This is a genomic window from Ruegeria sp. AB9 (assembly GCF_056542585.1).
On sequence record NZ_JBQGAA010000002.1, the window covers coordinates 16,672 to 28,494 of the forward strand.

Below are 11,823 nucleotides of genomic sequence, written 5' to 3' on the forward strand. Positions count from 1 at the left end.
CGGCCACGAAGCTATCGATCCGGGCTTCCTATGAGGTCCAGGGAGGCTCTTTTTGTGAATTAGATCATATGTGGTATTATCAACCCGAGTAACAATCATCACGTGTTGATAAGATTACATTAACGTTTTTGCTACTTTGATTTGACTGCAATTACCTAATAAATGCCGCGTTCGCGTGCTATATTCGATTAAGAGGTGATCGGCATGAAGCAAAATTTGATGAATGACGCGCCACTTTCCGAAGCCCAGCTTCAGATTCTAGAGCGTCTGGATCGGCTTGACAGGACCTATGATAAGGGTCTGACTGTAAAGCACTTTTACTTGGCTCTAACTGGCGTCGTTGCAATTGTGGCACTCTTGTGGATATTGTTCCCGTAAATCATTTTGATTTCAGGAATTTGCAATGAGCAATGCCAACACTGATTTTGAGAAGTCTGTTCTAGAAAAACTCGACAGGCTGGAGGCTTCAAGGCTCGCGGATCAATCGCCCAATCCCGAGAACTACTTCACCGTAAAACATGCCTTTGGGGCACTTGGGTTCGCCGTTCTGGTGGCTGCTGGTTTTGCAGGATGGCTCATAAACCAGGTGGACAAAAAGATCGACGCACAGACAGCCGCGCTTGAACGGCAAATTGATTTGGTGGTTACGCAGGGTCTTGGTCAATTGGAAGCCAGCCTGAAATCCAACCTACGTGGTGCCGAATGGATCGAGGGCACACTTGTATCCCACTATCCGCCCCCTGGCCTTGTGCCTGTTGATGATTTCAAAGGAATGAAGTTCGGGTTTGCCAGGAGTGACGATGGAAGTGTCCAAAGTATAATCAATGAAGCTCTCATTGAGGCGATCGCCGGTGGAGAAATCGACGTAATTGACGGTAACGAAATATACATTAAAGAAAACGGCGACTTCAAACCACTCTTTCCAAAACAATAGCTTAGCATCGTCGGTGGCAGGCTGACCAATATGGCGCTTGCGGCATCGGCTTACCCACCTCATATCTGGGCCATGACATGGCCCAACCGAATCCCGTTCGACCTTCACAAAGAACTTGAATCTCGCCCGCTTCCAGATTGGGAGATTGCGTTACGCGTGTGGGCGAAAGAGCACGGCCTGAAGCTTAAGATTCAGTGGTATCCGAGATTGCAGCGCACAATTGCCGATCTGCACTCACGTCGATACACCGCGAAACCACAGGATCACTGGGCGGCGATCAAGGAATGGTTAGAGCGCAATGACGTCCCGGCGCCGGAAAAATTGCCAGGGTGGCCTGAGGTGGATTCGGTCAGATATTAGGTTCGCCTAAGTTCAAATGACTTTGGAACACTTCGCAAAACACTCTTAACCCATTGAAAAATATGGTGGGTGATAAGAGATTTGAACTCCTGACATCTTCGATGTGAACGAAGCGCTCTACCACTGAGCTAATCACCCATGACACGCGGTCATATCTTTCCGTGGAGTTTGCTGCAAGCGAAATTGACCTGTTCGCATGGGTGAAAAACCGCTCGCGAACAAAAATCTGGATTCTGTTAAAAAACTTCAAAACGCCGCTTGACGCTGCCCGACCGTAGCCATAATACACCCAAACGTTCAGCAATGAACATGCAGTGGGCGGTTGTAGCTCAGTTGGTTAGAGTACCGGCCTGTCACGCCGGGGGTCGCGGGTTCGAGCCCCGTCAACCGCGCCACCGCTGCCAACCTTGGTCCAGGATAAAGGCCATGAAATAGATGCGCGGTTGTAGCTCAGTTGGTTAGAGTACCGGCCTGTCACGCCGGGGGTCGCGGGTTCGAGCCCCGTCAACCGCGCCATTTCCTTCTTAAATTCGTCAATCGGCCAAAAAGGCGCTGCGTCGGAATTCCCGGCACCATGTCCTGAGTTTGATTTGGTCGGCAAAAACCTGTACGTTCACTAAATGTTCTAACTTTTCTGTTGGAGACTCAGGCAAGCTCGCCTATCTCTAAACCACTTGTTTGTTGGGGGCCGGAAATGGCTGAGCTGAAGAATATCGAGGTGCGCGGCGCGCGAGAGCATAACCTCAAGGGCATCGACGTCGATATCCCTCGGGATCAGCTGGTTGTGATCACCGGTCTGTCGGGTTCGGGCAAGTCGTCGCTGGCGTTTGACACGATTTACGCTGAAGGTCAGCGCCGTTATGTCGAAAGTCTTTCGGCTTATGCGCGGCAGTTCCTCGACATGATGGAGAAGCCCGATGTCGATCACATCAGCGGCTTGTCACCGGCGATTTCGATTGAACAGAAGACGACCTCCAAAAACCCACGGTCGACAGTGGGGACTGTGACAGAAATCTACGACTATCTGCGTTTGCTCTTCGCCCGCGCTGGTACGCCGTACAGTCCGGCAACCGGGCAACCTATCGAAGCGCAACAGGTGCAGGACATGGTTGATCGGATCATGACGATGGAGGAGGGCACGCGAGGTTATCTGCTGGCCCCGATCGTGCGTGATCGGAAGGGTGAATACCGCAAGGAATTCCTGGAACTTCGCAAACAGGGTTTCCAGCGTGTGAAGGTGGACGGTGAGTTCTATGAACTGGACGAGCCACCCACGTTGGACAAGAAGTTCCGACACGATATCGATGTTGTGGTTGACCGTCTGGTCGTTCGTGAAGGGATGGAAACGCGTTTGGCAGATAGCCTGCGCACCGCTCTGGATCTGGCGGACGGAATCGCAATTCTGGAAACGGCACCACGTGAGGGTGACCCGGAACGGATCACGTTCAGCGAGAATTTTGCATGCCCTGTCAGCGGATTCACCATCCCCGAGATTGAACCGCGCCTGTTTTCGTTCAACGCGCCATTTGGAGCTTGCCCGGATTGTGATGGTTTGGGTGTTGAGTTGTTCTTTGATGAGCGTCTCGTGGTACCGGATCAGTCGCTGAAACTGTATGACGGGGCCCTGGCACCATGGAGGAAAGGCAAGTCGCCGTATTTCCTTCAGACCATCGAAGCCATCGCGCGTCATTATGAGTTTGACAAGAACACGCCTTGGAAAGACCTGCCCAGCAAAGTGCAGCAGGTGTTCCTGCGGGGCTCGGGCGATGAGGAAATCCAGTTCCGCTATGATGAAGGCGGACGGGTATACCAGGTGACCCGCAGTTTCGAAGGCGTGATCCCGAATATGGAACGGCGGTATCGCGAAACTGATAGCGCGTGGATACGCGAGGAATTTGAGCGGTACCAGAACAACCGCCCATGCGGCACCTGCGAAGGGTACCGTCTGCGGGCCGAAGCGTTGGCAGTGAAGATTGCCGGGCTGCACGTCGGGCAAGTGGTGCAAATGTCGATTCGAGAAGCTTTGGCCTGGATCGAAGATGCCCCGAACCACCTGAGCGACCAGAAAAATGAGATTGCCCGCGCGATTCTCAAGGAAATCCGCGAACGGCTTGGATTCCTGAATAATGTGGGTTTGGAATACCTTACGCTGTCTCGTTCAAGTGGAACATTGTCAGGCGGTGAAAGTCAGCGCATCCGATTGGCAAGCCAGATCGGATCGGGTCTGACCGGTGTTCTTTATGTACTGGATGAACCCTCGATCGGCTTGCACCAGCGCGACAATGACCGGTTGCTCGGTACACTCAAGAATCTGCGGGATCAGGGCAACACGGTGATTGTTGTCGAACATGACGAGGAAGCCATCCGTGAAGCCGACTATGTATTCGATATTGGCCCCGGAGCGGGCGTGCATGGGGGGCAGGTCGTAAGCCATGGGACTCCGGCGGATATCACCGCAGATGCAGCCTCGATCACTGGGCAATATTTGGCGGGAACGCGTGAAATTGCGGTTCCGGCTGAGCGGCGCAAGGGCAAGAAGCAGAAGGTGACTGTGGTTAAGGCCACTGGAAACAACCTCAAGAACGTCACGGCTGAGTTCCCGCTGGGCAAGTTTGTCTGTGTGACCGGTGTTTCAGGTGGCGGTAAATCGACACTGACGATCGAGACGTTGTTCAAGACCGCCTCGATGCGCTTGAATGGCGCGCGTCAAACTCCTGCGCCTTGTGAGACGATTAAGGGTTTGGAGCATCTGGACAAGGTCATTGATATCGACCAACGCCCGATCGGGCGGACTCCGCGTTCGAATCCGGCGACTTACACAGGGGCTTTCACCCCGATCCGAGACTGGTTTGCCGGGCTGCCCGAGGCGAAAGCGCGCGGTTACAAGCCCGGCCGGTTCAGCTTTAACGTAAAGGGTGGTCGGTGTGAGGCCTGTCAGGGTGACGGGGTCATAAAGATCGAGATGCACTTTCTACCCGATGTCTATGTCACCTGCGAAACCTGCAAAGGTGCCCGCTATAACCGCGAAACGCTGGAGATCAAGTTCAAGGGCAAATCCATCGCCGATGTGCTTGATATGACTGTGGAGGACGCGCAGGAGTTCTTCAAAGCGGTGCCGTCAATCCGCGACAAGATGGATGCGCTGGCCCGCGTAGGTCTTGGATATATCAAGGTGGGTCAACAGGCGACCACGCTGTCCGGTGGTGAAGCGCAACGTGTGAAATTGTCCAAGGAACTGTCGAAACGCTCAACCGGTCGGACGCTCTATATTCTGGACGAGCCGACCACCGGGCTCCATTTTGAGGATGTGCGCAAGCTGTTGGAAGTGCTGCACGAATTGGTTGATCAAGGTAATACAGTTGTGGTGATCGAGCACAATCTGGATGTCGTTAAAACCGCTGACCATATTATTGATATCGGCCCGGAAGGTGGCGACGGGGGCGGTGAAGTTGTTGCAACCGGAACGCCTGAGGACATAGCCTCCGTAGCGCGCAGCCATACTGGCCGATATCTGAAATCAATGCTGGATGGTGCGCGCGTAGCGGCTGAATAGCGGATCCAAACCCTTGTTTCAGTTCAGAATGTCAGCAACCGCACCAATCAGGTTCAGAACTTTGCGCGTGTCGGGATCAACCCGATACACGTAATCGCCTGCGCGGATATAGGAGTAGTTTCGGTTTAACCCATAGCGATTTGGGTTATCTATCCAGCGGTAATCATTGCGGATAAAGTCACCATTTCCATAGATCTTTTTGGCCTGTCCAGGTGGAACGCAAGGGACGGCTTTTTTTGCCAGACCCGGCGGGCAATGTCCGGCCTTGTTCTTGGCTATCGCGGAAACGGGCACAATCGCCAAAGCCGTAAGAGTTGCCGTTGTCATCAAGAGTTTCGTCATGCCATTTTCCATTTTGAACATGCTGTCAAAGCCTGCGAACATGATTGTTCAGATGGCTGCTTGCCCAGTGAGAGTCAAACCACTGGGCAAGATGTCGCTTAAATGCCGATTATTTGCGTCCGCGCTTTTCAAAACGGGGAAGCATGGCGCTGAAATCGCGGCCCAATCCGTCTTCATTTTCGACGAATTGTTCGTAGAGCGCGGTCGCGACCTGTCCCATTGGTGTATCCGCATCAGCACTGTCTGCAGCTTGTTGGCTGAGACGAAGGTCTTTCAGCATCAACTCTGCCGCAAATCCGGGCGTGTAATCATTGTCGGCGGGGCTTTGCGGACCCACGCCGGGCGCAGGGCAATAGGCGTTCATCGTCCAGCTGTACCCGGAAGAGGTGCTGACGACGTCGAACATTTTCTGGCGGTCCAGACCCAGCTTGTCGGCCAATGCAAAAGCTTCGCAGGTGGCGATCATGGTGACGCCCAGGATCATGTTGTTGCAGATCTTGGCGGCTTGACCGGCCCCGGCCTCGCCGCAGTGAACCGCTTTCTGTCCCATGATGTCGAACAGAGGCGCGGCCTTGGCAAAGGCGGCTTCTGATCCGCCGGCCATAAAGGTCAGTGTGCCGCCGGCCGCACCGCCGATACCCCCTGATACCGGCGCGTCAACGGATAGCAGATCTGCGCTGGTGGCTTGTTCTGCGACTGCGCGCGCGCTGTCCACGTCGACTGTCGAGCAATCAATCAGAACGGCACCCTTCGCCATGGCGGGAAGGATCTGATCTGCAACAGCCCGTAGGATGGCGCCATTCGGCAGCATTGTGATGACAGCATCAGCCCCTGCTACAGCGTCAGCCGCCGTTTCGGCCTTTGCAACGCCTTCCACGGTGACGTCAGCCGTGTCAAATCCGAGAACCTGATGCCCGGCCTTTGCCAGGTTTGCCGCCATGGGGGCGCCCATGTTTCCCAGCCCTATGAAACCGATCTGCATCTATTAGTCCTCCTCAAAAGTCAGGGTGTGCGCACCCATTGGCTGCAGCATTTTCGAGACGGCCACCAGCGGGACGTCCATATCGGGAAACTGCCAGTTCGGGTTGCGGTCTTTGTCGATGATCTGCGCGCGGATGCCTTCCAGAAAATCACCATGCTCCATCGATCTGTGTGTGAAGCGGTATTCCATATCCAAAGCGCGCCGCATGGTCAGAGAGGGACCGCGCAGACGGTGTAACATCTCGATCGTGCAGGCCACGGAAAGAGGTGCGTTCTTCGCTATTTTTCCCAGAGTTTTCGCGGAAAACCCCTGATCGCTGCCGCGTAGGCTGGTCAGGATGTCGCCCAGTGTTTCACCTGAAAAATGCTGATCGATTTCGGTATGCAACTCTGCCAATTCACCATCGGGTGGGGTTTCGGCATGTTCGGCTACCAGTTCTGCATTTCCAGACGCTTCCAGCATTTCAATCAGATCGGACCATTGTGATTGCGGGATGAAATGGTCTGCAAATCCCGCAAGGATGGCGTCCGCAGGCCCCATTCTGAATCCCGTAGTCCCCAGGAATTCACCCAATCTTCCCGGCGCAAGCGCCAGCATCAGCGTACCGCCAACATCCGGCACCAGACCGATAGAGCACTCGGGCATGGAAATCTGTGAGCTTTCTCCAACGACGCGGTGGCTGCCGTGGCATCCGATGCCGACACCGCCGCCCATGGTAAAGCCCTGAAGAAAACTGATGACCGGTTTGGGGTATTCGAAGATCAAGGCATTCAGGCGATATTCGTCGCGCCAGAATTTCTGACCATACGCGTAGTTGCCTTTGGTGCCTGTTTCATAGAGTTCGGCGATGTCACCGCCTGCGCAGAAGGCTTTGTCTCCCTCGGCGTCGAGAATGATCAAGTCGACGGCATCGTCTTCGCGCCAGTTGCGCATCGCCGTGTCGATAGCCATGCACATGTCATAGCTCAACGCGTTCAACGCGTGGGGGCGAGTCAGGGTGATGCGCCCGGCACGGCCTGTGGTGCGGATTTCGATGTCTGACATTGGGGCCTCAGCGGTTGGCGAGCAACTGGCGCGAAACGATCACGCGCATGATCTCATTGGTGCCTTCCAGTATCTGATGCACGCGAAGATCGCGTACAAGCTTTTCGATGCCGTAATCCGCAAGATAGCCATACCCCCCATGCAGCTGCAGACATTGATCAACCACTTTCGAACCGGTTTCGGTTACGAATTTTTTTGCCATGGCACAGAATTTCGTGGCATCCGGCGCGCCTTGATCCAGTTTCCACGCCGCCTGACGCAAGAATGTGCGCGCGGCCTGCAATTCGATTTCCATGTCTGCCAGACGGAACTGCAGGGCCTGAAACTGATCAATGGATTGGCCAAATGCCTTGCGCTCGGACATGTATTGCAATGTCATGTCCAGCCCGGCCTGAGCAGCCCCGAGCGAACAGGCCGAAATGTTGAGTCGCCCGCCGTCCAGCCCCATCATGGCATATTTGAACCCGTCACCCTCGGTGCCTACTAAGTTCCCAGCCGGAATTTTGCAGTCGTCAAACTGGACCTGCGCGGTAGGTTGGCTTTTCCAGCCCATTTTCTGTTCCAGCGCCCCAAAGCTCAGCCCCGGTGTCCCGTCTTCGACATAAACGGTCGAGATACCCTTTGGGCCATCCTGACCGGTGCGCACCATACAGACATAAGCATCGGAATAGCCACCGCCGGAGATGAACGCCTTGGTACCGTTCAACGTATATCCTTCGTTGGTACGTTCAGCGCGGGTTTTCAGCGCCGCGGCGTCCGAACCTGAACCGGGTTCGGTCAGGCAATAGCTCAGAACCGTATTCAGGTTCAGAACATCGGGCATGATGCGCGCTTTGAGATCGTCATCAGCGAAATTGTCCAACATCTTTGCGCACATGTTGTGGATCGACAGGAAGGCCGCGACCGAAGGACAGGCCATCGACAGGGCCTCAAAAACCAGCGTCGCGTCCAGGCGGGTCAGGTTCGAGCCGCCACTGTCCTCGGATACGTAAAGCGCGCCAAAACCAAGCTCGCCGATCTGTGGCCATAAAGATTTGGGAATGGTGCCGTCGGATTCCCACTGCCGCGCAAAGGGTGCGATGTTTTCCTGCCCAAACGCGTGTGCCATGTCGAAAATGGCTGTTTGTTCCTCGCTGAGTGCGAAATCCATGGCGCTCCCTCCCGTAGGTGATGAATTGAACGGTTGTTTATTTCCGAATTCTTACAGAAGTTTTGCAAGCTCAACAATGGGGCAGCGTCGTTGGAATAATTTGCTGCTACTGATCAAAGATCAGCGTGAAATTCTTCGATCAGATGGCGCACCACGGCTTGTCCCGGATCGTCTCCGCGGGCCACAGTTTCGGCGTGCACCTGACGCTGACGTGTGGCTGAGGTGCCATTTTCGGCTATCTGCCGCAAGCGGGCCAATTCTGTCATGGTGCCCAGAGCTTCGGCATCTTCGGCCAGCATTCCCATCAGGTCGCCGATCAGCTCGGACATGGGCTTAACCGACCGGTCGCCGAAATCAATCAGCCCTTCGCCCACGCCATAACGCTGCGCACGCCAGCGGTTTTCGCCGATCAGAAAGCGATCATATTGCCGCCAGCGCAGGTTGCGGTCTTTCAGGCGGCACAGCATCCGGGTCAGGGCTTGCACCAGCGCCGCCAACGATAAAGTGTGCTCCAGCCGTGGCTGGACATCCATGATCCGCGTTTCCAGCGTGGGGAAACGATGAGAGGGGCGCAGATCCCACCAAATCTTCGTGGTATCTTCGATGACCCCGAGCTCGACCAGAATGCCAGTGGTTCGCTCATATTCGCCCCAACTGGCAAATACAGGAGGTAGCCCGGTACGGGGCAGGTTATCGAACACCGTCAGGCGGTAGGAAGACAGGCCCGTATCCTCGCCGTTCCAGTAGGGCGAGGAGGTAGACAATGCCAGAAGATGGGGCAAGAAATAAGACAACTGCGGCATCAGATCGGCCCGCAGAGCAGGGTCAGCGACCCCAACATGCACATGCATTCCGCAGATCAACATGCGTCGGGCAACACCGCCCAATGCATGTTGCAGCGCGTCATACCGTTCTTTGCGTGTATGATGCTGGTCTTTCCAGTTGGCGAATGGGTGGCACGAGACAGCGATAGGGGACAGGTTGTATTCGGCGGCGCGTTTCGAAACGCAGGAGCGTAGACGTTTCAGGTCTTCGCGGGCCGAAGCAACGGTGGTGTGCGGACGGGTACCAACCTCGATCTGGCATTGCAGGAACTCGGGACTGACCTGACCTTCAAAATCACTTTGGCAGGCTTCCATCAACGCCTCGGGAGCTTCGGACAATTGCAGGCTGTCGCGATCCACCAAAAGATATTCTTCTTCGATCCCGAGTGTAAATTCCTGCTGCATGGCGGCCCTCACGATTGTTATTTCAATCAGTGAATACGGAAATTTGCTTTTTGCCAAGGGTTTGCCCGGCTTGTCCTTGCAGAGGAACGGTCAGCAACGGTATGGACATCACAGCATAGACCACGGAGCCAGCGCCTTGAAACCCAGAAAATTCCCGCAGATCAACGCCGCCCTGGATGAGCTGGGGGTGAAACTGGTCGACAAGGTGACCGAGCAGGATGAGCGCGCTCGTCTGGAAGCCTTCGAAGCGGCCGGAGGTCTGACGCGCCCAGCTTACGCTTTGTCGCCGGGGATGGAGGGGTTCGACCTCTCTCAGCTTGTGGCGGAATTCGAATTTCACAAGGCAGCCTTACAGGCTTTGAAAGACCCCGGGCGCAACCAGACCGGCTATCGTACAGATAACGGTTACTATGACAGCCCGGACGCGGACGCATTGTATCTGATGATCCGCCGTTTTCAGCCCAAACGCGTGATCGAAGTTGGGTGTGGCAATTCAACCCGTGTGACCCGGCAAGCGATCATCGATGGTGAGTTGGACACAACAATTACCGCAATCGATCCGTACCCTCGGGCCGACATCGCGCATGTGGTCGACAGGTTTGAGCAGAAACGCCTCGAAGAAACAGACCCGGAACTGTTTGCCGAGTTGGAAGCCGGAGACGTTCTGTTCATCGATTCCAGCCATGTTGTGCGGATGAGCAACGACGTGGCCCATCTGTTTTGCCGCATCATTCCGACGCTGAAACCCGGGGTGGTGATCCATGTGCACGATGTTTTTCTGCCCTATGAATACCCCAAGCGGTTCTTCTATGACTGCCCGGGCTGGGGCGAGCAGTACATGCTGCACGCTTTGCTGCAATCTGGCGCGTATTCAATGCTTTGGCCGGGATATTACTTGCAACAGGATCGGCCCGATGCTGTCGCCGCTTTGCCATTTTTGGCTGAAGGACGCGCGCAGAGCATCTGGGTGCAGCTCAAAGAAAATTGATCCCAGAGTGATCCGCTGCGGCAAAAGGTCCGTACCCCTTTCCATAACACGCTGGAGAGGAGAAGACAGCCATGTTCCGTCGCACATTCATGGGCGCAGCCGCCGCACTTGCATTCGCCATGCCACTCAAGGCGCAGGCCGCCGACATCGTCGACACCGCCGTTGCGGCCGGGTCGTTCAACACCCTTGTTGCTGCCGTTCAGGCCGCTGGTTTGGTGGATACGCTGAAGGGTGATGGTCCTTTCACCGTTTTCGCGCCTACGGATGAAGCCTTTGCCGCTCTTCCCGAAGGCACGGTGGAATCGCTGTTGCTACCAGAGAACAAGGATCAGCTTGTTTCGATCCTGACCTACCACGTTGTCCCGGCCAAAGTGATGTCGGGTGATATCGCAGGCAAGCGTGCTAAGGTTCTGACGGTTCAGGGTGATCGGTTGAGCGTCAATGCCAAAAACGGTGTGAAAGTGAACGATGCCAAAGTCGTACAGGCCGATATTGAAGCCAGTAATGGTGTGATCCACGTGGTCGACGCAGTGATTCTTCCGGAATAACTTTCTATTCCCGGAAACAACAAAGCCCCGGCGTTTGACCGGGGCTTTTGCTATTCATCGCCAGATGATCAGACCAAACGAACCTGTGTGCCGACCTGCACCAGGGGATACAGCTCTTCGACATGCTGGTTGTACAAGCCGATGCATCCTGACGAACTCTGCCGGCCGATCTTGCGCGTGTCATGCGTGCCGTGGACGAGGTAAGCAGGCCAGTCCAGATACATCGCGCGGGTTCCCAGCGGGTTGCCGGGATCGCCACCTTCCATGCGGAGCGGCAGCGAAGGGTCACGTTCGCGCATTGATGCCGTGGGGGTCCAGCTTGGGAATTCTGTTTTACGTACAACTTTGGTGTACCCGCGTTTGGTAAGCTCTTCGCTCATGGGAACTGAGCTTGGGTACAGTTTGTAGGTGCCATCTGGGCCCCAGTAATGAACGGCGCGGCTGGTGATATCGGCCAAAAGGCAACCAACGCCCAACTCATCGAAATGGTCCTGCCAGTTCTGCTGCGAGAAGGACGAGACGTTTCGACGTACCGGCAACTGTGTGCTGATAGCGTCTTCCGTTTCCGGGAAGGCATCTGTGCTTTGTGCCCGAACAAGGGCAGGGGTCGCCATCAATGAGGCAACGCCCAACAGGGCGGAACGACGGGTCATACGGTATTGGGACAAGGTTGCCTCCGGTAAAATCACTGCT

General features: G+C 55.3%; 11 protein-coding genes and 3 tRNA genes. 7 read left to right on the forward strand and 7 right to left on the reverse strand.

Annotated features, from left to right (window positions below):
• Nucleotides 1-204 precede the first annotated feature (204 nt).
• Together ACR0K5_RS05865 and ACR0K5_RS05870 are read left to right on the forward strand one after the other, a co-directional pair.
• Complete coding sequence (locus ACR0K5_RS05865) at nucleotides 205-378, forward strand: hypothetical protein (RefSeq protein ID WP_480628786.1); 174 nt, start codon at nucleotides 205-207, stop codon at nucleotides 376-378.
• Nucleotides 379-403: 25 nt separating this feature from the next.
• The gene (locus ACR0K5_RS05870) at nucleotides 404-934 is read left to right on the forward strand and encodes a hypothetical protein (RefSeq protein WP_480628787.1); all 531 of its coding nucleotides are present in this window, start codon (nucleotides 404-406) and stop codon (nucleotides 932-934) included.
• Nucleotides 935-1,357: 423 nt separating this feature from the next.
• Here the strand turns inward: ACR0K5_RS05870 and ACR0K5_RS05875 are convergent.
• A tRNA-Val gene (locus ACR0K5_RS05875) sits at nucleotides 1,358-1,432 on the reverse strand.
• A gap of 180 nt (nucleotides 1,433-1,612) precedes the next feature.
• Between ACR0K5_RS05875 and ACR0K5_RS05880 the strand changes: the two genes are divergently transcribed.
• From ACR0K5_RS05880 to uvrA, 3 genes are all read left to right on the forward strand, one after another.
• Nucleotides 1,613-1,689: transfer RNA gene (locus ACR0K5_RS05880), tRNA-Asp, on the forward strand.
• A gap of 44 nt (nucleotides 1,690-1,733) precedes the next feature.
• Nucleotides 1,734-1,810, forward strand: a tRNA-Asp gene (locus ACR0K5_RS05885).
• A gap of 178 nt (nucleotides 1,811-1,988) precedes the next feature.
• Entirely contained in the window at nucleotides 1,989-4,847 is a 2,859-nt protein-coding gene (uvrA, locus tag ACR0K5_RS05890) for an excinuclease ABC subunit UvrA (RefSeq protein ID WP_480628788.1), read from the forward strand.
• A gap of 18 nt (nucleotides 4,848-4,865) precedes the next feature.
• Here the strand turns inward: uvrA and ACR0K5_RS05895 are convergent, their stop codons facing one another.
• From ACR0K5_RS05895 to ACR0K5_RS05915, 5 genes are all read right to left on the reverse strand, one after another.
• The gene (locus ACR0K5_RS05895; RefSeq protein WP_480628789.1) at nucleotides 4,866-5,189 is read right to left on the reverse strand and encodes a hypothetical protein; all 324 of its coding nucleotides are present in this window, start codon (nucleotides 5,187-5,189) and stop codon (nucleotides 4,866-4,868) included.
• Nucleotides 5,190-5,298: 109 nt separating this feature from the next.
• Nucleotides 5,299-6,171 (reverse strand): 3-hydroxyisobutyrate dehydrogenase, encoded by an 873-nt coding sequence (gene mmsB, locus ACR0K5_RS05900; protein ID WP_480628790.1) that lies wholly within the window; start codon nucleotides 6,169-6,171, stop codon nucleotides 5,299-5,301.
• Between the two features lie 3 nt (nucleotides 6,172-6,174).
• Nucleotides 6,175-7,215 (reverse strand): enoyl-CoA hydratase/isomerase family protein, encoded by a 1,041-nt coding sequence (locus ACR0K5_RS05905; RefSeq protein WP_480628791.1) that lies wholly within the window; start codon nucleotides 7,213-7,215, stop codon nucleotides 6,175-6,177.
• Between the two features lie 7 nt (nucleotides 7,216-7,222).
• Complete coding sequence (locus ACR0K5_RS05910; protein WP_480628792.1) at nucleotides 7,223-8,365, reverse strand: acyl-CoA dehydrogenase family protein; 1,143 nt, start codon at nucleotides 8,363-8,365, stop codon at nucleotides 7,223-7,225.
• Nucleotides 8,366-8,478: 113 nt separating this feature from the next.
• Nucleotides 8,479-9,594: a carboxylate-amine ligase gene (locus ACR0K5_RS05915; RefSeq protein ID WP_480628793.1), complete on the reverse strand. Its 1,116-nt coding sequence runs from the start codon at nucleotides 9,592-9,594 to the stop codon at nucleotides 8,479-8,481.
• Between the two features lie 136 nt (nucleotides 9,595-9,730).
• Between ACR0K5_RS05915 and ACR0K5_RS05920 the strand changes: the two genes are divergently transcribed.
• Both ACR0K5_RS05920 and ACR0K5_RS05925 read left to right on the forward strand, forming a co-directional pair.
• Nucleotides 9,731-10,582, forward strand: coding sequence for a class I SAM-dependent methyltransferase (locus ACR0K5_RS05920; protein ID WP_480628794.1), 852 nt, complete (start codon nucleotides 9,731-9,733; stop codon nucleotides 10,580-10,582).
• Nucleotides 10,583-10,653: 71 nt separating this feature from the next.
• Nucleotides 10,654-11,130 (forward strand): fasciclin domain-containing protein, encoded by a 477-nt coding sequence (locus ACR0K5_RS05925; RefSeq protein ID WP_171105223.1) that lies wholly within the window; start codon nucleotides 10,654-10,656, stop codon nucleotides 11,128-11,130.
• A 68-nt stretch (nucleotides 11,131-11,198) separates the two neighbouring features.
• On the opposite strand, the gene ACR0K5_RS05930 is transcribed toward ACR0K5_RS05925, so the two are convergent.
• Entirely contained in the window at nucleotides 11,199-11,783 is a 585-nt protein-coding gene (locus tag ACR0K5_RS05930) for a L,D-transpeptidase (RefSeq protein ID WP_480628795.1), read from the reverse strand.
• Between the last annotated feature and the right edge of the window lie 40 nt (nucleotides 11,784-11,823).